The sequence below is a fragment of the Rathayibacter sp. PhB1 genome, assembly GCF_004362935.1.
In the GTDB taxonomy this organism is placed as follows: Bacteria; Actinomycetota; Actinomycetes; order Actinomycetales; family Microbacteriaceae; genus Rathayibacter; species Rathayibacter festucae.
On the sequence record NZ_SNYD01000001.1, the window covers coordinates 228560 to 248553 of the forward strand.

Consider the following 19994-nt stretch of genomic DNA (forward strand, 5'->3'; position numbering starts at 1 on the left):
GTCTCGACACGCCCCTGCGGGGCTACTCGACCAGCATGGAGTGACCGCACTGGCGCCGGTGGTCCCGCCCACCATGCTGATCGAGTAGCCCGCGCAGCGGGCGTATCGAGATCCGGCTGCCGGGCGCCGCGTAAAATGGCGGGCATGACAAGCAGCCTTCCGACCGTCGCCGAGATCGCGGCGCTCATCGACCACGCGATCCTCAAGCCCGAGCTGACCCGCACCGAGGTCGACGCGCAGCTCGACGAGGCGCGCGCGGCCGGCGTCTTCAGCGTCTGCGTGCGCCCCTCCGACATCGCGCACGCCGTCCGCCGGCTCGAGGGCTCGGGCGTCCTCGTCGGGACGGTCATCGGCTTCCCGCACGGCACGACCTCGACCGCGGCGAAGGTCGCGGAGTCGACGCAGGCCCTCGCCGACGGCGCCGTCGAGCTCGACATGGTCGTCAACATCGGCCGCCTGCGCAGCGGCCTCCTGGAGGACGTCGAGGCCGACATCCGCGCGGTCGTCGAGGCCGCCGAGGGCCACGTCGTCAAGGTCATCCTCGAGACCAGCTACCTCGACGACGAGCAGATCGTCGCCGGCAGCGAGGCCGCCGAGCGCGCGGGCGCCGACTTCGTCAAGACCGCGACCGGCTTCGGCGGCGGCGGCGCGAACGAGCACGACCTGCGCCTGATGCGCGGCGCCGTCTCCGACGCCGTCCAGGTCAAGGCCTCGGGAGGCGTCCGCGACCTCGACACGCTCCTCGCCTTCCGCGAGCTCGGCGTCACCCGCTTCGGCACCAGCGGCTCGGCGACCATCCTCGGCGACCTCACCGCCCGTCAGTCCGGCGACTCCTCCGCCGCCCGCGTCGACACCGCGTCGTACTGAGCGCCGTGCGCGGGGGAGGGCCGTCCGGTCGGCGCGCGGCGGCGGAGGGCGGGTCCCTCGACGTCGTCGCGAAGGCGCTGAAGGAGCGGGTCTACGCCGCCTTCACCGGCCTCGCCGTCGTGATGATCTACGCCGTCGACGAGCAGGCCGACTCCGCGCACGCCCTGCGCAGCCTCGTCATCGCGATCGTCGGCATCTCGGCCGCCGGCTTCGTCGCCGACGTGATCGCGCACCAGGTCGCCCACGCCGCGACACCCACCGCGGCCGAGGCGCGCGTCATGCTCCGGATCGCGGGCGGCGCGCTCGCCTCCGCGTCGCTCCCCGTCCTGGTGCTGATCGCCTCGGCGCTCGGCTGGATCGACGACGTGGTCGCGCTGCGGATCGGCGTCGGCGTCTACGTCGCGACCCTCGCCGGCATCGCCCTGATCGCGATCGTCCGGGCCGGCCTCGGCGTCGGGCAGAGCATCATCGGCCTGCTCGGCCTCGTCGGACTGGGAGCCGCCGTCGTCGGCGTGCTCGCCCTGTCGCACTGAGGGGCGGGCGATCGTGACCGGCACCCGCACCCGCGTCGAGCTCGGCCGCCGGGAGGACCTCGGCGCCGACTGCGCCAACTGCTTCGGCCTCTGCTGCGTGGCCCTCGCCTTCACCCGCTCCGCGGACTTCCCCGTCGACAAGCCGGCCGGCGAGCCGTGCGCGAACCTCGACACCGAGGACGCCTGCACGATCCACCGGCGGCTGCGCCCCGAGGGCTTCGCCGGCTGCACCGTCTTCGACTGCTTCGGCGCCGGCCAGAAGGTCTCGATGCAGACGTTCGGCGGCGTCTCCTGGCGCAGCGACGCGGAGGTGCGCGCGCGGATGTTCGCGGTCTTCCCGCTGATGCGCCGCCTGCACGAGCTGCTCTGGTACCTCGACGTGGCCCTCGGCCTGCGCGGGGTCGACGCCGCCCTGCGGGACGCGGTGCGCGTCCGCTTCGACGCGGTGCACGCCCTGACGCTCGCCGACGCCGACGCGATCCTCGCGGCCGACGTCGACGCGGAGTACGGCGCCGCCCGTCCTCTGCTGATCGCGGCGAGCGCGGCCGCGCGGAACGACGGGCCACAGCGGCGGAGGCACGGCCGACTGCGCCTGCAGCCGGGCGCCGACCTCGTGGCGGCCGCCCTCGCGGGAGCCGATCTGCGGGGCGCCGACCTGCGCGGCTCCCTGCTGATCGCCGCGGACCTCCGGGGCGCGGATCTCCGCGGCTGCGACGTCCTCGGCGCCGATCTGCGGGATGCGGAGGTGGCGGGGGCCGATCTCTCGACGGCGATCTACCTCACGCAGGCGCAGGTCAGCAGCACGCGCGGCGACGCGCGGACGGCGCTGCCGCCGGACTTCGAGCGCCCGTCGCACTGGGCGGCGAGCACCGGATCGTGAGCGCTGGGCCCGAGCGCCGGAGGGTCAGCCCTCGACGGTGCCGGCGGCCGAGCCGTCGTCGTCGAGGCCGAGGCCGCCGAGGACCTCGCGGTGGAGCAGGTGCGACCCGTTCCAGTTCTCGATCACGCACTGCGGGAAGGCCTCGAGGTCGAGGGCGTCCAGCCAGCTGGCGGCGGCTTCGCGTGCCCAGGACTCGGTGGAGTAGACGCCGAGGATCTCGGTCTCGTCCGCGAACGGCCCGGTGGTCGAGAGCACGTAGTGACCGACGCTCATGGCTGCTCCTTCATCGTCGCGCAGTGGCGCGCGATGACAAGCCTGTCACAAACACGCTCTTGCGGAGAGCCGATGTCGGCGGCTAGGAGATGCTGTCGCGAAGTCGCGCATTCAGGGCCGCGAGGGCGGCGGCGATCTCGGACTCGTCGGCGCCGGGCAGGACCGCTCCGCCCTGCGCGAGGCTGTGCCGGAGGGAGTCGAGCTCGGGGGTGCCGAGGCGGCCGGCGGAGGTGAGCACCTCGAGGGTGGTGAGGACTCCGATGAGCGCGACGGCGTCGTCGACGTCGAGGGGTCGGGCGCAGTTGTTCTCCATGCGCATCTCCAGGGGTTCGGTGCCGCGCGGGGGACGCGGTCGGGGCGGGTGGGGCGGGCGAGGGGGCGCTGAAGGCTTCGGGGCCGGACGCACCGAGACGCCCCGCGGCCGGATCGACCGCGGGGCGTCAGGGGTGGTGCGGGGTGATCAGGCGACGCGCGGCTCGGCCTCGGGGGCGTCGTCCTCGGGGATGTACACGTCCTGGACGGTGACGTTGATCTCGGCGACGTCCATGCCGACGATCTCGCGGATCGCGCGGCCGACGGCGGAGCGCACGCCCTCTGCGACGTCCTGGAGCGCGGCCGGGTACTCGGCGACGATCGTGACGTCGGCGGCGACCTGGCGCTCGCCGACCTCGACCTTGACGCCCTGGGCGCGGTCGTCGTTGCCGAGCGCACCGCGGATGGCGCCGAGGGCGCGGGCGGCGCCGTTGCCGAGGGCGTGCACGCCGGGCACCTCGCGGGCCGCGATGCCGGCCACCTTCGCGATGACGCCGTCGTCGATGACCGTGCGTCCGGTCCCGTTCGTCGTCGTGGTGTTCGCGGTGCTCTCGGCCATGATCTCCTCTTTCGTCTCGGTGCCCGGTCGGTCGATCGGGCGGTTCAGAGGTAGGACGGAGCGTGCACGGCGAACGTCACGGTGGAGTCCCCGCTGCCCAGGGGACTGCCAGGGTCGGGAGGGAGCGGGCCTCATCGCGCCGTCTGCTGGGCCAGGAACGCGAGGGTCCGCTCCAGCGCCTCGCGCGCCTCCGGCAGCTCGAGGTGGAACTGGTACTCGTGGCCGAGCTCGCTCTCGTGCCCGTCGCCCCAGAGCAGCGCCGTGACCGGGACGCCGAGCGAGCGCAGCTGCGCCGCGAACGGGCGCGACTGCTGCGCGGTGAGCGGGTCGGCGTTGCCGCCGCTGAGGAACGTCGGCGGGAACCGCGGCGTGACGTGCTCGATCGTCGACATCCACCGGGCGGCGTCGGAGGTCCACCAGGCCCGCCGGCCGGTGTACGCCCAGAGGGCGGCGCGCAGCCCGCGGCCGGCGAGGCCGGTGGCGCGGGCGAGGGCGGCGAGGTCGAAGACCCCGCAGTGCAGGATCACCGCCCGCACGGCGTCGACGGGCAGGGTCGTCGTGAGCCCGGCCGCGCGGGCGTAGGAGGGGTTCGTGATCGCGGTGGCGAGCTGGCTCGCGAGCTGCGCGCCCGCGGAGTCGCCGGCCAGGACGAGGCGGTCCCGGGCGATCCCGAGGCGGCCGGCGCTGCGGCGCAGGTGCTCGAGTGCGGCGAGGAGCTGCCGCGGCGCGGTCGGGTGCACCGCCTCGGGCCCGCGGCTGTAGTCGAGCGAGACGACGGTGTAGCCGGCGTCGGCGAGCAGGCGCAGGTAGGGGTCCACGTCGCGCCGGTGGCCGGAGACCCAGCCGCCGCCGTGGATCCAGACCACGGTCGGGCGCGAGCCGGCGCCCGCGGAGCGGAGGACGTCGGCCGTCGTGGCCGGAGCGTCCGGACGCGCCGGGATCGGCTCGGCGACCCGCTGGATCCCCTCCGGAGCGAACGGCAGCATCGCCGCGGCCGTCCGCCGCGCCTCCCGCTCGAAGACCGCGCGGACCGCCAGGGCGGCCGGCCAGGACGCGGCCCGGATCGGCGTCGCGCGCACGGTGCCCCTCCTCGCGTCGATCGCGCCGCCCCCACCGGCGGCGCATCACGAAGGGTACGCACCGCATGTTTCCGCCGTGCGACGGCGCAGGTGGCAGGCTGGGCGGGTGACGGACGAGACGAGCGCGCAGGCCGCCCCGGAGACGGCGGCGAGCGCGCCGGCGACCCGCCCGAAGGCCCTCCGCGCGAGGGCGATGCTCGTGCTGGCGCTGATCGGCGCGATCGGCGGGGTGCTCTCGGGCGCGTTCGGCGTCGGCGGCGGCATCGTGATGGTGCCGATGCTGATCGCCTGGGCCGGGATGGACCAGCGCCGCGCCTCCGCGACCTCGCTGCTGGCGATCGCCCCCACGGCCGTGGCGGGGGCCTTCGGCTACGCGCTCGGCGGGCAGGTCGCCTGGATCCCCGCCGCCGTGATCGCCGCGGCCGCGATGATCGGCGCGGTCCTCGGCTCCTGGCTGCTCGCGCGCCTGCCGCTCGGCGTGCTCCGCTGGCTGTTCGTCGCCCTGCTGGTGGCCGCGGCGGTGCGGATGGCGGTGTTCGGCTCGAACGAGACCGGCGACGTCGCCGAGGGCTGGGGCGTCTGGCCGGGCTTCGGCGGGCTGGGCCTCGCGATGGGAGTGGCCTCGGGGCTCTTCGGGATCGGCGGCGGCGCGATCGCCGTGCCCGTGCTCGTCGGCGCGTTCGGGCTCGCCGATCTGCTCGCCAAGGGCACCTCGCTCGCCGCGATGATCCCGACGGCGATCAGCGGCTCGATCGCGAACGCGCGCCGCGGGCTGCTCGACGTCCGGGCCGGGCTAGTGGTCGGCCTCTGCGCGACGGGGTTCTCCTTCGCCGGCGTCGCGCTGTCGTTCCTGCTGCCCGCGCGCATCTCGGGCGTGCTGTTCGCCGCGCTGCTGCTCCTGGCGGCGCTGCAGCTCGCACTGAAGGGGCGGCGGAAGCGGTCCTGATCCGGGACCCGCATCGGTCACCTCTTGACACTGTCTTGATGTAAGTGTTTGATCAGTCACATGACGACCACGACCCCCCGCTCCACCGCAGAAGCTCAGCGCGAGCGGATCACCGCCGCGGCCGTGCACGTCTTCGCCCGCACCGGCTACTCCGCGACCCCGATCACCGAGGTCGCGGCCGAGGCGGGGGTCTCGCCGGCCTACGTCTTCCGGCTCTTCCCCGGCAAGCTCGGCGTCTTCGTCGCCGCGGTCGACCGCTGCTACGAGCTGGTGGCGTCGACGCTCGCCGCGGCGGGGGAGGCCTCGGTCTCGTCGGACCCGGCCGACCGGCTCGAGGCGATGACCCGCGCCTACATCGATCTGATCGCCGACCGCGACCTGATCATGCTGCAATCGCAGGCGCAGAGCGCGAGCGGGGTGCCGGAGATCCGCGAGGCCGTCCGCCGCGGCGTCTCGACGGTCGTCCGCACGGTGAGCGTCGTCTCCGGCGCCGACGGCCCGGCCGTGCAGCGCTTCATCGCCTACGGCCAGCTCTGCCACCTGATCGTGCAGACCGACCTCGGCGGCGTCGACTCCGAGTGGGCGCGCATCGTCTCCGCAGGCATCCGGCACCTCGACTGACCCGGCGCGCGCATGCCGGCCGACGCCCTGCTGGCCGACGTCCTGCTGGCCGACGCCCTGCTGGCCGACGCGTGCTGACCGACTCATGCTGGCCATCACACTGCTAGCCGACGCCTGCTGGTCGACGCATGCTGGTCGAGTAGCCCCGCAGGGGCGTATCGAGACCCACCGTCGTCAGCAGGGCGGGTCTGCAGAATCATCCTCCGACGCCGGCGGATCTCGATACGCCCGCTGCGCGGGCTACTCGATCACCATGTATCTCCCCACATCGACATCGTGATCTCTTCGACTCAAACAAAGTGACTGTCCAGTCACTAACACCCACCCCTAAGGAGCCCCCCCATGACCACCGCCCTCCCGCTCACCACCACCCGCGTCGTCCTCCCCGGGCTCGTCGAGCCGTCCGGACTCCTCCTCGAGCAGGCCGCCGTCGAGCCGCCTGCGGCCGGCGAGCTGCTCGTCGCCGTCGAGGCCACCGGCATCTCCTTCGCCGAGCAGTCCATGCGCCGCGGCCGCTACTTCGCCCAGCCCGCGTTCCCCTTCACTCCCGGCTACGACCTCGTCGGCCGGGTGCTCGCCGTCGGACCCGGCGGCGACGTGTCCCTCGAGGGCCGCCGGGTCGCCGCCCTCACCAAGACCGGCGGCTGGACCGGCCACGCTCGAGTCGCCGTGCGCGACTGCGTCCTCGTCCCCGAGGGCGTCGCGCCCGAGGACGCCGAGGCCGTGGTGGTGAACGGAGTGACGGCCTGGCAGATGCTGCACCGCTCGGCCCGGCTCTCCCGCGGCCACACGATCCTCCTGTTCGGGGCGAACGGCGGCGTCGGCGGCCTCGTGCACCGGCTCGCCTCGCTCGAGGGCATCCGGGTGATCGGCGCCGCCTCGCCGCGGCACCACGACGCCCTCCGCGCGGCGGGCGTCGAGCCGGTCGACTACGCCGACCCGGAGCTCGCCGCCCGCGTCCGCGAGCTCGCGCCGGGCGGCGTGCAGGCCGTCTTCGACAACATCGGCGGGGAGACCACCCGCCTGGCCTGGTCGCTGCTCGCGCCCGGCGGCACCCTCGTCGCCTACGCGATCGTCAGCGCGAGCACCGGCAGCATCTGGCCGCCGTTCCTGAAGCAGCTCGCCCGCGTGCAGGCGTACCAGCTGGCGCCGAACGGGAAGCGCGCCGTCTTCTACGACCTCTGGTCCGGGCACTCGCTCCGTCCCGCCCGGTTCCGCGCGCGGCTCGAGGAGGACCTGGGCCGCGTGCTCGCGCTGCTCGCGGACGGCTCGCTCACGGCCAACATCGCCGCGCGCTTCCCGCTGACCGGAATCGTGGCGGCGATGGAGCTCGCGGAGTCGCGGACGCTCGACGGCAAGGTGATCCTGCTGCCCTGATCGCCGCGGCCGGGCAGTCGGCCCTCGAGAGCGTGGAAAAATGGGAGGCGATGTCCTCCCGAGCCGAATGAGCGCCGCCACCTACCTGACCGCCTCGATCCCGCTGCGCCTCGCGAGCGCGGGCATGGTCGTCGCACTGCCCGTCCTCGCCGTCGAGCGCCTCGACGACGTCGCCCTCGGCGGGCTCCTGACCGGCGCCGCCCTGTTCCCGAGCGTGATCGCGGCTCCGCTCGTCGGCACCGTCCTCGACCGGGTGCGCGCACCGCGCCGGCTGCTGGTCGGCGCGGCGCTGGCCACCGCCGCCTCGTTCGCGCTCGCGTCCTTCCTCGGCGACGTGCCGACGGCGCTGATCGCGCTGCTCCTGGTGATCGCGGGCCTGGCGACCCCGGTCTACATGGGCGGCATGTCGAGCTTCGTGACCAGCGCGATCGCCGACCCGCGCCGCGCCTACGCCCAGGACTCGCTGTCCTACACCGTCGCCTCGATCGGCGGCCCCGCGATCGCCGGGCTGGTGATCGCCGTCGCGTCGGCCCGCTTCGCCATGCTCGCGATGGCCGTCCTCGCGCTCGTCGGCGTCCTCGGCTCGCTCGCCCTGCGGATGGAGGCGCGGCCGACCCCCACCGTCGGCGTCCGGCGCACGATCGCGGCCGGTGTCACCCACCTCGTCCGGCACCGGCCGATCGCGATCGTGACCCTCTCCGGGACGATCAGCCAGATCGGCGGCGGCGCGGCCGGCGTCGCGGCGATCGGGCTGTCGCTCGAGCGGGTGGGCAGCACGGACGCGGCAGCCGGGCTGCTCACGGCGTTCGCCGTGGGCGGGCTGCTCGGTGCGATCGCGGTCGCCGTCCGGCGCTGGACGCACCGCCCGCCGGCCTGGGTGATGGGCGCGGGCTTCGCCGCGACCGGTGTCGCCCTGCTCGCCGCCGCGCCCGACCTCGGGATCGTCGTGGCCCTCGTCGCGTTCGCGGTCGCCGGAGTCTTCACCGCGCCCGCGAACGCCGCGATGCTGCTGCTGCGCGATCAGGAGAGCCCTGCGGCCGTCCGCTCCCAGGTCTTCACCATCGGCGCGGGCCTGCGCGCCGCCGCCGCCGCGGTCGGCGCCGCCCTCGCCGGAGCCGCGTCCTCTCTCGACGCCGGCTGGCTCGTCCTCGGCATCGCCGCCGTCTGGATCGCCTCTGGCCTGCTCCTCACCCTCTTCCCCCGCCCCGCGGACACGCGCTGATCCCCTCCGCGAGATGCCACTTATGAGCGCGACACGCCGTGAAAAGCGTGCACAAGTGGCATCTCGCGGGGAGGGTCAGAGGGTCAGGCGGCGGCGCCCGAGAGGGTGCCGGTGCTGGGGCCCGCGGGGTCGGTGATCAGGCAGTTGATGACGCGGTCGCCGCCGTCCCAGCTCTCCTGGGTCGGGTAGTAGTAGCTGAAGTCGTACTGCGACTCCTCGTAGCTGAGGCCGACGAAGCCCTCGAACGCGGCCTGGCACTCGGAGTCGGCCTGCTCGGTGGTCGCCGTCTCGCCGGGGTACTCGTCCGCGTCGGCCATCGTGATGTTCTGGAAGACCTCGTAGCTGTGCGCGTCGGAGCACGGCACGGTCGGGACGTCGGTGACCTCGGTCGCGGTCTCGCTCAGCTCGTCGTTCAGGCAGTCGCCGACGCGGAGCTGGAAGACGTCGGTCGTGCCGCCGTCGACGATCTCGCCGGAGGTGTCGTCCCGGGTCTCGCCGCCCATCATGCTGTTGATCCCCGAGCAGCCGGTGAGGCCGAGGGCGAGGGCCGCGGCGGCGGCGAGGACGAGGGCGGAACGGCGGCGGTTCATCGGAGGCTCCAGACGGCGGTGACGGGGTCGGCTCCAGGGTAGGGGCGGCGGGGCCCGCCGGGGCACCCCCTGTGCGGTGCGGTCCGCTACTCCGATCGTCGCCGCCCGGCAAGGCCCCGCGAGGGGCAGGCGAAGTCCAGCCGGGTGGAGTCGAATGGGGGCATGGCTCAGAAGACCGTCGCAGACCAGCTCATCGCCCAGCTCATCGACGCCCGGGTCGCCCGGATCTACGGGATCGTCGGGGACTCGCTCAATCCGATCGTCGACGCGGTGCGCCGCAGCGGCGGCTCGGCGAAGGGCGGGATCGACTGGATCCACGTCCGCAACGAGGAGGCCGCCGCCTTCGCGGCCGGCGCGGAGGCGCAGATCACCGGGAAGCTGGCGGTCTGCGCCGGGAGCTGCGGCCCCGGCAACCTGCACCTGATCAACGGCCTGTACGACGCGCACCGCTCGGGTGCTCCCGTGCTCGCCATCGCGAGCCACATCCCGAGCGGCGAGATCGGCTCCGGCTACTTCCAGGAGACGCACCCCGACCGCCTCTTCGTCGAGTGCTCGCACTACCGCGAGCTGGTCTCGACGGCGGCGCAGGCCCCGCGGGTCGTCAACGCGGCGATGCGCAGTGCCGTCGCCCTCCGAGGCGTGGCCGTGGTGACCCTCCCGGGCGACGTCGCCGAGTTCGAGGCGGAGGGCGACTTCCCGTCCTTCGTGCTTCCGGAGCGGCCGGCCCTCGTGCCCGCCGCGGCCGACGTCCGCGCGCTCGCGCAGGCGATCGACGAGGCGAAGACGGTCGCGATCTTCGCCGGCGCGGGCGTGCGGGACGCGCACGACGAGGTCGTCGCGTTCGCCGAGCTGATCGGAGCGCCGATCGGGCACAGCCTGCGCGGCAAGGAGTGGATCCAGTACGACAACCCCTACGACGTCGGCATGACCGGGCTGCTCGGCTACGGCGCCGCCCACGCGGGCATGCACGACGCCGACCTGCTGATCCTGCTCGGGACCGACTTCCCCTACGAGCAGTTCCTGCCGGACGCGTCGAAGGTCGTCATCGCGCAGGTCGACAGCGACGCCTCCAAGCTCGGCCGCCGGGTGAGCGTCGCGCACCCGGTGCACGGCGACGTCGCCACGACCCTGGACGCGCTGACCCCGCTGGTGAAGCGGAAGGACCACCGCTTCCTCGACCGGATGCTGAAGAAGCACGAGAAGCTCGTCACCGGCGTGGTCGGCAAGTACACCGAGGTCGCCACGAAGCGGCCGATCCACCCCGAGCTGGTCGCGTCGACGCTCGACTCCCTGCTCGCCGACGATGCGATCGTCACCGCCGACACCGGCATGGGCAACGTCTGGCAGGCGCGCTACATCACGCCGAACGGGCGCCGACGCCTGCTCGGCTCGTACTCGCACGGCTCGATGGCGAACGCGCTGCCGCACGCCGTGGGCGCCCAGATGGCGCAGCCCGGCCGCCAGGTCGTCTCGCTGAGCGGCGACGGCGGGCTCTCGATGCTGATGGGCGAGCTGGTCACGGTCGCGGCGTACAAGCTGCCGGTGACGATCGTCGTCTTCAACAACTCGACGCTCGGGCTGGTGAAGGTCGAGATGCTGGTCGACGGCTTCCCGGACTTCGCGGTGGACGTGCCGATGGTCGACTACGCGCAGGTCGCGACGGCGGTCGGCATCCGGGGGATCCGGGTCGAGGACCCGCGCGAGGTGGAGTCCGCGCTGCGCGAGGCGCTCGCCGACCCGGGGCCCGTGCTCGTGGACGTGGTCACCGATCCGCTCGCGCTCTCGCTGCCGCCGACGGTCACCGGTGCCCAGGTGAAGGGCTTCGCGCTGGCGATGTCGAAGATGGTGATGAACGGCGGCGCGGGCGAGGCGATCGCGCTGGCCCGCTCCAACGTGAAGCACGCGCTGCCGTGATCGACGCTCCTGCGATCGACCGCGCCGCGCTCGCGACCGGCACCTGGTTCGTGCGCGGCTCGAGCCTGCCGCTCTGGCGGGGGCGCGAGGGGGTGGCGATCACCTACGCGCCCCTGCCCGGCGGCGAGGTCGGCGACGTGGTCAGCTGGCGAGGCCGCCGCTCGACGCGCTACGTGGTCGGGATCGACGCCCCCGACCCCGCGGATCCCGACGGCTTCCGTTGGCGCGGCGTCGAGCCGCTGACGCTGCTGGCCCGCAGCCGCTGGTCCTTCGTCGCGGCCGATGCCGAGGCGGGCTGGGCGCTGACCCGCTTCGCCCGCACGCCGTTCACCCCGGCGGGAGTCGACGTGTACGTCCGCGAGGCGCGCCCGGCCGCCGGTGTCCTGGCCGCCGCCCTCGCGGCCTGCGCCGCGGACCCGCGCACGGCGCCGCTGCGCCCCCGGATGTTCGAGGTCGCGCCCTGACGGCCCGAGCCCGGACGGTGGTGGATCTAGATACGCCCGCTGCGCGTGCTACTCGATCAGCATGAACGGGGCTGCACGGCCCGGCCGACCAGCATGGACGGGCCTGCACGGCCCGGCCGACAAGCATGAACGGGCCTGCGCGGCCCGGCGGATCAGCATGGAAGGCGCCGCACAGGCGCCTCATGCTGGTCGAGTAGCCCCGCAGGGGCGTATCGAGACCCGCCGTTCCCAGCAGGGCTGGTCTGCAGACCCGTGCTCCTGACGGTGGTGGATCTCGATACGCCCGCTGCGCGGGCTACTCGATCGACATGAGCGCGGGCGCCCGCTCCGACACATGCTGGTCGAGTAGCCCCGGAGGGGCGTATCGAGACCCGCGCGCTCAGAGGCTCTCGCCGACCGCGATCGACTGAGCCTCGACCGCGGCGCTCTCGGCGCCGTGCGCGTCCGCGCGCGCCAGCGTCCGCCGCCCGAGGAACACGATCAGCGAGGCGATCAGCACCGCGCCCGCCGCCGCGTACATCGGGAAGGCCGGCGAGATCGCCGCGGCCAGCGCTGAGGCGGCGGGCGGGGCGATCGCGCCGCCGAGGAAGCGCACGCCCGAGTAGGAGGACGAGGCCACGGAGCGCGGCAGGTCGGTCGCCTCCATCACGCACTCGGTCAGCACGGTGTTGACGACGCCCAGCAGCAGGCCGCCGACGATGATGCAGACGATCAGGCCGACCCGCGAGGAGATCAGCAGTCCGCCGGCGACGAGGTCGAGCGCGAGCAGCACCAGCACCGAGCGGAGCACGACGGTGCGCGGCAGCCGCGCGGTCAGCAGCGGAGCGACGAAGACCGAGGTGATCGCGACGCCGAGGCCCCAGCCGAAGAAGGTGAAGCCGAGCCCCATCTCGTCGAGCCCGAGCGGGTACGGCGTGTAGGCCAGCAGCACGAAGAAGCCGATGTTGTAGAACAGTGCGGCACCGGCGAGGGTGCGGATCGCGGGCACGGCCAGCGCCTTGAACGGCGCGGAGAGCGGCGTCGGGGTGGGCCGCGGGCCGTCCTCGCGCAGCAGCGTCGCGATGGCGATGAAGCCGACGGCCATCAGCACGGCCGTGCCGAAGAACGGTCCGCGCCAGGAGACCGAGCCGAGCAGGCCGCCGAGCAGCGGGCCGATCGCGATGCCGACGCCGAGCGCGGCCTCGTAGAGCACGATCGCCGCGGAGGAGCCTCCGCTGGCCGCGCCGACGATCGTCGAGAGCGCGGTCGAGATGAAGAGCGCGTTGCCGAAGCCCCAGCCGGCGCGGAAGCCGATGACGCCCTCGACGCTGCCGGCCGTGCCGGCCAGCGCGGCGAAGACCACGATCAGCACCAGGCCGATCATCAGCGTCTTCTTCGCGCCGATGCGGCTGGAGAGCCAGCTGGTGAAGAACATCACGACGCCGGTGATCACGAGGTAGCTGGTGAACAGCAGCGAGGTCTCGGTCGGCGTCGCCTCGAGGCTCTCGGCGATGGCCGGGAGGATCGGGTCGACGAGGCCGATGCCCATGAAGGCGATGACGGCGGCGAAGGCGACGGCCCAGACGGCGAGCGGCTGCCGGAGGATCGAGCCGCCCGCGGCGGGGGAGTGGGGAGTGGACACGGAGGGGCCTTTCGGGGGAGGGGTCGTGCGGGGTGGGGGAGTCAGGAGGCGGGGCCGCCGGCGACGCGCAGGACGCGCTCCTCGACGAGGGCCGCGGCGCGCTCGAGGGCGCGGCGGTCGTCGTCGTCGAGGTCGTCGAACAGCGGGGCGAGGGCGGTGTCGAGGCGGAGGCGGTGCTCGGCGAGCGCCGCGGCTCCCGCCTCGGTGCCCTCGATCAGCCAGGCGCGGCCGTCGCTCTCGTCGTGCACGCGGCGGATCCAGCCGGCCTCGTCGAGGCGCGCGATGATGCCGGTCATCGTCGGCTGGGTGACCCGGACGCGCTCGGCGAGCTCGCCGAGGCGGATCGGGGAGGCGGTGCGCAGCTCGGCGAGCGTCGACCAGACGGCGCCGGACTGCGCGCCGAGCCCGGTGGCGCCGCTGGAGCGGCCGGCGTACCGCGCGAGCGCGGTGGCGGCGAAGGCGAGGCGGACGGGAGCGGAGGGTTCGAGCACGTCCTTGAATATAGCACGCCTATGTATTTCTCGGAAGGAGGCGTTCGAACGACGCCTACTGCCCTTCTCGGCAGCGGATGTGCCAGAATTGTTCGCAATCCCTCGTCGAAAGCGGGGATCACCGACGGAAAGAGTTGTCATGCACAGCGTGGTGGAGTCCAGCGCGACCGCCCTCGAATCCGATCTCGACTGCGACGTGGTCGTGATCGGCGCCGGCGCCACCGGCCTGACCGCCGCCCTCCGGCTGCAGGAGCAGGGCCGCCGTGTCGTCGTCCTCGAGGCGCGCGAGCGGGTCGGCGGCCGCCTCGAGACCCGCGTGGTCGACGGCCAGATGCTCGAGCTCGGCGGCCAGTGGGTCTCGCCGGATCAGACCGCCCTGCTCGAGACGCTCGACGAGCTCGGCCTCGACACCTACTCCCGCTACCGCGAGGGCGAGAGCGTCTACATCGGCCCCGACGGCGGAGCCCGGCGCTTCACCGGCGACATCTTCCCCGGCGGCGCGAGCACCGAGGCCGAGATCGAGCGCCTGATCGGGATCCTCGACGGCCTCGTCGCCGAGACCGACCCGTCCGCTCCGTGGTCGCATCCGCGGGCGCACGACTACGACCGGATCAGCTTCAGCGCCTGGCTGGAGGCGCAGAGCGACGACGCCGAGGCCCGCGCGAACATCGCGCTCTTCATCGCCGACGCCATGCTCACCAAGCCCGCGCACTCCTTCTCGCTGCTGCAGGCCCTGCTGATGGCGGCGAGCGCGGGCAGCTTCGGCAACCTCGTCGACGCCGACTTCATCCTCGACAAGCGCGTCCTCGGCGGCCTCCAGCAGGTCCCGGAGCGGCTCGCCGAGCGCGTGGGCGCCGAGCGCGTCCTGCTCGGCCGGCCGGTCCGCTCCGTCGAGTACGGCGACGACGGCGTGATCGTCCGCGCCGACGGCGTCACCGTGCGGGCCCGCCGCGCGATCGTCGCCGTGCCGCCGAACCTCGTCAACCGGATCACCTTCGACCCCCCGCTGCCCCGGCTCCGTCAGCAGGCGCTCCAGCACCAGTCCCTCGGCCTCGTGATCAAGGTGCACGCGACCTACGCGACCCCGTTCTGGCGCGCCGACGGCCTCTCCGGCACCGCGTTCAGCCCGCACGCCCTCGTGCACGAGGCCTACGACAACTCCAACGCGGGGGAGGAGCGCGGCACCCTCGTCGGCTTCGTCTCGGATGAGAAGGCCGACCGCGTGCTGGCCCTGCCGGAGGCCGAGCGGAAGGCCGCGATCCTCGACTCGCTCGCCGCCTACTACGGCCCGGCCGCGCTCGACCCCGTCGTCTACTACGAGAGCGACTGGGCGTCGGAGGAGTGGACACAGGGCGCGTACGCCGCGAGCTTCGACCTCGGCGGGCTGACCCGCTACGGCGCGCTGCAGCTCGAGCCGGTGGGGCCGCTCCGCTTCGGCTCCAGTGACCTCGCGGCCGAGGGCTACCAGCACGTCGACGGCGCGATCCGCGTCGGCCGGCGCCTGGCGCAGGAGATCCTCGACGAGGACGCCGCCGACGCCGAGACACAGCACGACACCGCCGACGCGACCGCGCCGGCCCGCGACCGTGAAGGAGCACTCCCCGCATGAGCAGCAGCAGCTACGCCGTCATCGACCCGGCCTCGGGCGAGACGCTGAGCGAGTACCCCGGCATCACCGACGCGGAGCTCGCCGACGCGATCGCCTCGGCCCACGACGCGTACTCCACCTGGTCGCGCACCGTCCCGGTCGCCACCCGCGCCGCCCTCATCGCCCGGGTCGCCGACCTGCACGTCGAGCGGGCCGACGCCCTCGCCGAGATCATCGTCCGCGAGATGGGCAAGCCGCTCGACCAGGCGCAGGGCGAGGTCGGCTTCGCGGCCGACATCTACCGCTACTACGCCGAGAACGGCGAGGAGTTCCTGAAGGACGAGCCGATCGCGCTGGCCGACGGCACCGGCTCCGCGTTCGTCCGCCGATCGGGCCTGGGCGTGCTGCTGGGCATCATGCCCTGGAACTTCCCCTACTACCAGGTCGCCCGCTTCGCCGGCCCGAACGTGGTGAACGGCAACACGATCCTGCTCAAGCACGCCCCGCAGTGCCCGGAGTCGGCCGCCGCGATCGCCGACATCTTCCGCACCGCCGCCGAGGAGCTCGGCGCCCCCGCCGGCGTCTACGTCAACCTCTACGCGAGCAACGACCAGGCGGCGACCGTCATCGCCGACCCGCGGGTGCAGGGCGTCTCCGTCACCGGCTCCGAGCGCGCGGGAGCGGCCGTCGCCGAGATCGCCGGCCGCAACCTCAAGAAGGTCGTGCTCGAGCTGGGCGGCTCCGACCCGTTCGTGCTGCTCTCCACCGACGACCTCGACAAGGCCGTCGAGGACGCGGTCGCCGCCCGCCTGGACAACAACGGCCAGTCCTGCAACGCCGCCAAGCGCTTCATCGTGATCGACGGGCTCTACGACGCCTTCGCCGAGAAGTTCACCGCGGCCTTCACCGCCGCCCGGCCCGCGGATCCCTTCGCCGAGGGGACCCTGCTCGGCCCGCTCTCCTCCGCCGCCGCGACCGAGCGCCTCGAGCAGCAGCTCGCCGTCGCCCTCGAGCAGGGCGCGACCGTCCGCGCGAGCGGCGAGGTGACCGGCAACTTCTTCCCGCCGGCCGTCCTCGAGGACGTCACCCCCGAGATGAACGCCTACCGCGAGGAGTTCTTCGGCCCCGTCGCCGCGCTCTACCGCGTGCACGACGAGGACGAGGCGATCGCGCTCGCCAACGACACCCCGTACGGCCTGGGCTCCTACCTCTACACGACCGACTCGGAGCAGGCCCTCCGCCTGGCCGACCGCATCGACGCCGGCATGGTCTGGATCAACCTCGTCCTCGGCGACGCGGCCGAGCTCCCCTTCGGCGGCGTCAAGCGCTCCGGCACCGGCCGCGAGATGGGCCGCAGCGCCCTCGAGGAGTTCGTCAACAAGAAGCTGATCCGCATCGCCTAGGCCTAGGTCGCGGGGTGGGGCCGGGCCAGTGCGACGGCGACGTTGCGCTCCACGGTCTCTTTCAGAAGCGTCGCCTGATCGTCGTCGAGAGTCGTCCACGCGGAGTCGTTCCTCGCCGCGACGCCGCGCGCCACCTCTTCCACGAGAGTGACGACATCCTCCTCGTCGATCCCCGAGGTCCTCGCGAGCTTCCGCCAGTGGTTCTGCGTCACCGCCTGCGGGAACCGCGCGCCGGCGATGCGCATCGCCAGCTCCTGATCGAACGCCGGGTACAGGCCGGTCGGAACCGCGTCGTAGATCGGGGCGAGGCTGACAGTCTCGGGCCGGAGGAGGACGGAGTAGTTCTTGGCATGTGCGTCAGCGTTGCCGATGAGGATGTTGAAGGCCAGCTGCCGGAGGAAGGCGCGCACCACCCCGCCGGTCGCGTCGACCGACCGGAGCTTCTCCACGATCTGCGCGGCCGTCACGGAGTACTTCCGTGCGACGTCGACGCCCAGCGCCTGGGCGAGATCCTCGGCGTGGATCCGTCGCGCGAAGACGCTCTCGTCGTCGAGGACCCGGTCGAAGCGCTCCACGACGAAGGCCGTCTGATCCTTCATGTGCAGGACAGCCGCCCGGGGAGCAGGAAGGCCGACGTCCGCAGCCAGCGTCAGCGCGGCCGCTTCCGCCCCCTCGAGACCGAGGTGCTCGAAGCGTGCGGGCTTGACGATGTGGGTCGACGGCACCGCGGCGTTCGACCAGTACCAGTTCCGGTCCACTCGAGCCAGGGCGAACTTCCCCTGCGTTCCCGCCAGGGAGAAGCGCGCGGGAGTCTGTCGTGGCACCCAGGCGTCCGGATCGAGCTTGATGCTGTTGATGCGATCGGCCACGTCCCCATCGAGAGCGGGGTTCAGCTGTGCCGGTCCCGTCGGCGGTGCCTCGCCGTCCGGGAGGAGCACCAGGCCGCCGGCGACGTCACCGCCGACCGTGCGCAGGAGCTCGAACGTCCCCGTGCTCGAGACCCCGTACGCCTGTGCCATCCGGCGTCGCGTGTGCTCCTGGTCGGGCAGCAGGTTGTCGAGGAACCTCGCCGCCGCCGTGCGCGTCGTCGTGCCCTCGCGCGGCAGCGAGAGAGAGATCGGCGTCGACGGTGCGTCGTCGGAGTAGCTGAAGCCGATCGTGCCGTCGGCGTCCCGGGTGAACCGCCCGGCATGTCTGCCTTCGAGCCACGCGTCGAGTCGCTCCGTCATCGCAGCACCAGATCGGGAAGCGCGGTCGGCTCGACGCCCAGGATGTCCAGCACTCGTCGCGCGGTCGAGGGCCGCGACACCGGCAGCCCGCGTTCGAGGCGTCGGACGTCGGAGACCTCCACCTCCGAGGCTCGCGCGAGGTCGTCGATGGAGAGTCCCATGATGCGTCGTTCCGAGCTCACGGTATCCGCCAGGTCTTCCAGGCGTCGCAGGTACTCGCGTCGCGGTCGGTGCAGAGCCTCCCGCACGTAGTCGGCATCACCGTGGAGCGCGTGCTGCACGAGATTGGTGCCGAAGTCGACGAGCCCGGACTCCACCTCGCCACCCCACCAGTCCGCCAGCAATCCGGCGGGGTCCTGCGACGCGCGGAGCCGGCGGATGCGCGCGGCGGTCCTGGCGCGCTCCTGCCCCTCGAGACCCGACAGGGTCCGCTCGTGCAGGGCGTGCGCCAGCGACTGCCGCGACCTGACGGAGAGCGGACGGCGCGAACGTGCGTTGGGCACCTCCGTCACCTCCCACCGGCGGCCGACCTTCGTCGCATCGATCCGGCCGGCGGCGATCAGCGCCACCACGCGGCGCGGAGTCACCCCGAGTCGCTCGGCGGCGTGCTTGACGTCCATGACACAACAGTACCGCTCGGCTGTCCGGAAGCATCGTGGCCGCCTGAAGGCGGGTAAGCTCGCCCGTCATGCGCGTCTTCGGCTGTCCGCACTGCGAGGCGCGGGTGGAGTTCGAGGACGCGCGGTGCCTGCGCTGCGGCACGGCGCTCGCGTACGACGTCGACGCGGACGAGCTCGTCGAGGCGGAGGGGCGCGCACTCTGCGTGTACCGCGGCACGATCGACTGCAGCTGGCTCGCGGCGGAGGGCACCGGCGGCGCCTGCGCCTCCTGCGCGCTGACGAGCGCCCGGCCGCCGGTGTACGACGCGGCGACGCTGAGCCAGCTGACGGTCGCCGAGTTCGCCAAGCGGCGGCTGCTGCGCCAGCTGCGGCACCTCGACCTGCCGGTGCACCGCGGTCGGCGGCTCTCGTTCGAGCTGCTCTCCTCCGCGCAGGGCTCCGTCACGACCGGGCACGCCGACGGCGTGATCACCGTCGACCTCGCCGAGGGGAACGACGCGCACCGCGAGGCGCTCAAGGCGCGGCTCGGCGAGCCGTACCGGACGATGCTCGGCCACTTCCGGCACGAGATCGGCCACTACTACTGGCAGCTGCTCGTGGACGGCACGCCGCTCCTGCCCGCGTTCCGCGCGCTGTTCGGCGACGAGCGGGCCGACTACGGCGCCGCGCTCGACGCGCACTACGGCGGCGCGTCGACCGAGGACTGGGCCCGCGACCACATCTCGCAGTACGCGACCACGCACCCGTGGGAGGACTTCGCCGAGACCTTCGCGCACTACCTGCACATCGCCGACGCGCTGGAGACGACCGCGACGGTCGGCCTGACCGTCGCCGGCCCCTGGGGCCGCCTCCCGGAGTCGCTGGTCGGCAGTGTGCAGGCGACGGGCGCGCAGCGCGTCGCCGATCTGGAGACGCCCGAGATCCTCGCCCGCTGGCACGGCTTCTCGCTCGCCCTCAACAGCGTGAACCGCTCGATGGGCAAGGACGACCTCTACCCCTTCGTCATCACGCCCGCGATCGCCGAGAAGCTCGCCTGGGTGCACGAGCTGGTGCGCCGCGGCGGCTGATCAGGCCTCGCCGTCGAGCAGCCGGCGCGGCGCCCTCGCGGCCCACGCCTCGCGCAGCAGCTCGCCGAGCTCGTCCGCGCCGATCTTCTCCAGCCGCACGAGCACGCTCGGATGCCCGTCGTAGTGGCTCGTCGTGAAGTACGTCTCCGGGTCGCTCTGCAGCAGCGCCTCGCGCTCGCCGAGGTCGGCCCGCCAGACGAGCAGGACACCCGGCCGCTGGTGCAGGCGGGCGAACATCCTCGGGCCGGCGTAGAAGGCCGGGGTGCCGTAGGCGGTCCGCTCCTCGGTGCCGGGGAGCAGGAGCGCCAGTCGGCGCACGTCGTCGTCGTCGCTCATGC

At 73.4% G+C, this 19994-nt stretch carries 22 protein-coding genes; 12 read left to right on the plus strand and 10 right to left on the minus strand.

Features of this window, described 5'->3' with window-relative positions:
- The first annotated feature begins 144 nt into the window (after nucleotides 1-144).
- From deoC to EDF17_RS01075, 3 genes are read left to right on the plus strand one after another with little or no spacing between them, the layout of a single operon-like run.
- The gene (gene deoC, locus EDF17_RS01065) at nucleotides 145-867 is read left to right on the plus strand and encodes a deoxyribose-phosphate aldolase (protein WP_123444775.1); all 723 of its coding nucleotides are present in this window, start codon (nucleotides 145-147) and stop codon (nucleotides 865-867) included.
- Nucleotides 868-872: 5 nt separating this feature from the next.
- Nucleotides 873-1400: a hypothetical protein gene (locus EDF17_RS01070; protein WP_123444776.1), complete on the plus strand. Its 528-nt coding sequence runs from the start codon at nucleotides 873-875 to the stop codon at nucleotides 1398-1400.
- 13 nt (nucleotides 1401-1413) lie between these two features.
- A complete protein-coding gene (locus tag EDF17_RS01075; RefSeq protein ID WP_123444777.1) occupies nucleotides 1414-2280 on the plus strand; it encodes a pentapeptide repeat-containing protein in 867 nt (288 codons plus the stop codon).
- A 24-nt stretch (nucleotides 2281-2304) separates the two neighbouring features.
- On the opposite strand, the gene EDF17_RS01080 is transcribed toward EDF17_RS01075, so the two are convergent.
- From EDF17_RS01080 to EDF17_RS01095, 4 genes are all read right to left on the minus strand, one after another.
- Nucleotides 2305-2553 carry a hypothetical protein gene (locus tag EDF17_RS01080; protein WP_123444778.1) on the minus strand — a complete coding sequence of 83 codons (249 nt, stop codon included), beginning with the start codon at nucleotides 2551-2553 and terminating at the stop codon, nucleotides 2305-2307.
- A gap of 82 nt (nucleotides 2554-2635) precedes the next feature.
- Entirely contained in the window at nucleotides 2636-2866 is a 231-nt protein-coding gene (locus tag EDF17_RS01085) for a hypothetical protein (protein WP_123444779.1), read from the minus strand.
- A 147-nt stretch (nucleotides 2867-3013) separates the two neighbouring features.
- Nucleotides 3014-3424 (minus strand): Asp23/Gls24 family envelope stress response protein, encoded by a 411-nt coding sequence (locus EDF17_RS01090; RefSeq protein ID WP_123444780.1) that lies wholly within the window; start codon nucleotides 3422-3424, stop codon nucleotides 3014-3016.
- Nucleotides 3425-3555: 131 nt separating this feature from the next.
- Nucleotides 3556-4503 (minus strand): alpha/beta hydrolase, encoded by a 948-nt coding sequence (locus EDF17_RS01095; protein WP_123444781.1) that lies wholly within the window; start codon nucleotides 4501-4503, stop codon nucleotides 3556-3558.
- A 106-nt stretch (nucleotides 4504-4609) separates the two neighbouring features.
- Between EDF17_RS01095 and EDF17_RS01100 the strand changes: the two genes are divergently transcribed.
- The 4 genes from EDF17_RS01100 (at nucleotide 4610) to EDF17_RS01115 (ending at nucleotide 8669) form a co-directional block, all read left to right on the plus strand.
- A complete protein-coding gene (locus tag EDF17_RS01100; RefSeq protein WP_123444782.1) occupies nucleotides 4610-5449 on the plus strand; it encodes a sulfite exporter TauE/SafE family protein in 840 nt (279 codons plus the stop codon).
- Nucleotides 5450-5509: 60 nt separating this feature from the next.
- Nucleotides 5510-6070, plus strand: coding sequence for a TetR/AcrR family transcriptional regulator (locus EDF17_RS01105; RefSeq protein ID WP_123444783.1), 561 nt, complete (start codon nucleotides 5510-5512; stop codon nucleotides 6068-6070).
- A gap of 342 nt (nucleotides 6071-6412) precedes the next feature.
- On the plus strand, nucleotides 6413-7447 hold the full coding sequence (locus tag EDF17_RS01110; protein WP_123444784.1) for a zinc-binding dehydrogenase: 1035 nt from the start codon (nucleotides 6413-6415) through the stop codon (nucleotides 7445-7447).
- A gap of 67 nt (nucleotides 7448-7514) precedes the next feature.
- On the plus strand, nucleotides 7515-8669 hold the full coding sequence (locus EDF17_RS01115) for an MFS transporter (RefSeq protein ID WP_123444785.1): 1155 nt from the start codon (nucleotides 7515-7517) through the stop codon (nucleotides 8667-8669).
- 83 nt (nucleotides 8670-8752) lie between these two features.
- Here EDF17_RS01115 and EDF17_RS01120 read toward each other — a convergent pair whose 3' ends face one another.
- Nucleotides 8753-9259, minus strand: coding sequence for a septum formation family protein (locus tag EDF17_RS01120; RefSeq protein ID WP_123444786.1), 507 nt, complete (start codon nucleotides 9257-9259; stop codon nucleotides 8753-8755).
- Nucleotides 9260-9421: 162 nt separating this feature from the next.
- On the opposite strand from EDF17_RS01120, the gene EDF17_RS01125 reads away from it, so the two are divergent.
- Both EDF17_RS01125 and EDF17_RS01130 read left to right on the plus strand, forming a co-directional pair.
- On the plus strand, nucleotides 9422-11173 hold the full coding sequence (locus EDF17_RS01125; RefSeq protein WP_123444787.1) for a pyruvate dehydrogenase: 1752 nt from the start codon (nucleotides 9422-9424) through the stop codon (nucleotides 11171-11173).
- Complete coding sequence (locus tag EDF17_RS01130; RefSeq protein ID WP_123444788.1) at nucleotides 11170-11637, plus strand: hypothetical protein; 468 nt, start codon at nucleotides 11170-11172, stop codon at nucleotides 11635-11637. Before EDF17_RS01125 ends, EDF17_RS01130 begins: the two co-directional genes overlap by 4 nt.
- 379 nt (nucleotides 11638-12016) lie before the next feature.
- Here the strand turns inward: EDF17_RS01130 and EDF17_RS01135 are convergent, their stop codons facing one another.
- Together EDF17_RS01135 and EDF17_RS01140 are read right to left on the minus strand one after the other, a co-directional pair.
- Nucleotides 12017-13258 (minus strand): MFS transporter, encoded by a 1242-nt coding sequence (locus EDF17_RS01135; protein ID WP_123444789.1) that lies wholly within the window; start codon nucleotides 13256-13258, stop codon nucleotides 12017-12019.
- A 41-nt stretch (nucleotides 13259-13299) separates the two neighbouring features.
- Nucleotides 13300-13749 carry a MarR family transcriptional regulator gene (locus EDF17_RS01140; RefSeq protein ID WP_166649571.1) on the minus strand — a complete coding sequence of 150 codons (450 nt, stop codon included), beginning with the start codon at nucleotides 13747-13749 and terminating at the stop codon, nucleotides 13300-13302.
- A gap of 139 nt (nucleotides 13750-13888) precedes the next feature.
- On the opposite strand from EDF17_RS01140, the gene EDF17_RS01145 reads away from it, so the two are divergent.
- A complete protein-coding gene (locus EDF17_RS01145) occupies nucleotides 13889-15358 on the plus strand; it encodes an NAD(P)/FAD-dependent oxidoreductase (protein ID WP_123444791.1) in 1470 nt (489 codons plus the stop codon).
- Nucleotides 15355-16740 (plus strand): NAD-dependent succinate-semialdehyde dehydrogenase, encoded by a 1386-nt coding sequence (locus EDF17_RS01150; RefSeq protein ID WP_123444792.1) that lies wholly within the window; start codon nucleotides 15355-15357, stop codon nucleotides 16738-16740. The genes EDF17_RS01145 and EDF17_RS01150 overlap by 4 nt, the downstream gene beginning before the upstream one ends.
- 2 nt (nucleotides 16741-16742) lie before the next feature.
- Here the strand turns inward: EDF17_RS01150 and EDF17_RS01155 are convergent, their stop codons facing one another.
- Entirely contained in the window at nucleotides 16743-17969 is a 1227-nt protein-coding gene (locus EDF17_RS01155) for a HipA domain-containing protein (RefSeq protein ID WP_123444793.1), read from the minus strand.
- The gene (locus EDF17_RS01160) at nucleotides 17966-18589 is read right to left on the minus strand and encodes a helix-turn-helix domain-containing protein (protein WP_123444794.1); all 624 of its coding nucleotides are present in this window, start codon (nucleotides 18587-18589) and stop codon (nucleotides 17966-17968) included. The genes EDF17_RS01155 and EDF17_RS01160 overlap by 4 nt, the downstream gene beginning before the upstream one ends.
- A gap of 68 nt (nucleotides 18590-18657) precedes the next feature.
- On the opposite strand from EDF17_RS01160, the gene EDF17_RS01165 reads away from it, so the two are divergent.
- Nucleotides 18658-19656, plus strand: a complete 999-nt coding sequence (locus EDF17_RS01165) for a putative zinc-binding metallopeptidase (RefSeq protein ID WP_123444795.1) — start codon at nucleotides 18658-18660, stop codon at nucleotides 19654-19656.
- Here the strand turns inward: EDF17_RS01165 and EDF17_RS01170 are convergent, their stop codons facing one another.
- Entirely contained in the window at nucleotides 19657-19992 is a 336-nt protein-coding gene (locus EDF17_RS01170) for an MmcQ/YjbR family DNA-binding protein (RefSeq protein WP_123444796.1), read from the minus strand.
- Nucleotides 19993-19994: the final 2 nt, after the last annotated feature.

Coding starts and splice junctions, on each gene's coding strand:
- deoC (WP_123444775.1), top strand. CDS start 145: ATGACAAGCAGCCTTCCGACCGTCGCCGAGATCGCGGCGCTCATCGAC.
- EDF17_RS01080 (WP_123444778.1), bottom strand. CDS start 2,553: ATGAGCGTCGGTCACTACGTGCTCTCGACCACCGGGCCGTTCGCGGAC.
- EDF17_RS01145 (WP_123444791.1), top strand. CDS start 13,889: ATGCACAGCGTGGTGGAGTCCAGCGCGACCGCCCTCGAATCCGATCTC.
- EDF17_RS01085 (WP_123444779.1), bottom strand. CDS start 2,866: ATGGAGAACAACTGCGCCCGACCCCTCGACGTCGACGACGCCGTCGCG.
- EDF17_RS01115 (WP_123444785.1), top strand. CDS start 7,515: ATGAGCGCCGCCACCTACCTGACCGCCTCGATCCCGCTGCGCCTCGCG.
- EDF17_RS01110 (WP_123444784.1), top strand. CDS start 6,413: ATGACCACCGCCCTCCCGCTCACCACCACCCGCGTCGTCCTCCCCGGG.
- EDF17_RS01160 (WP_123444794.1), bottom strand. CDS start 18,589: ATGGACGTCAAGCACGCCGCCGAGCGACTCGGGGTGACTCCGCGCCGC.
- EDF17_RS01165 (WP_123444795.1), top strand. CDS start 18,658: ATGCGCGTCTTCGGCTGTCCGCACTGCGAGGCGCGGGTGGAGTTCGAG.
- EDF17_RS01155 (WP_123444793.1), bottom strand. CDS start 17,969: ATGACGGAGCGACTCGACGCGTGGCTCGAAGGCAGACATGCCGGGCGG.
- EDF17_RS01120 (WP_123444786.1), bottom strand. CDS start 9,259: ATGAACCGCCGCCGTTCCGCCCTCGTCCTCGCCGCCGCCGCGGCCCTC.
- EDF17_RS01170 (WP_123444796.1), bottom strand. CDS start 19,992: ATGAGCGACGACGACGACGTGCGCCGACTGGCGCTCCTGCTCCCCGGC.
- EDF17_RS01150 (WP_123444792.1), top strand. CDS start 15,355: ATGAGCAGCAGCAGCTACGCCGTCATCGACCCGGCCTCGGGCGAGACG.
- EDF17_RS01125 (WP_123444787.1), top strand. CDS start 9,422: ATGGCTCAGAAGACCGTCGCAGACCAGCTCATCGCCCAGCTCATCGAC.
- EDF17_RS01090 (WP_123444780.1), bottom strand. CDS start 3,424: ATGGCCGAGAGCACCGCGAACACCACGACGACGAACGGGACCGGACGC.
- EDF17_RS01105 (WP_123444783.1), top strand. CDS start 5,510: ATGACGACCACGACCCCCCGCTCCACCGCAGAAGCTCAGCGCGAGCGG.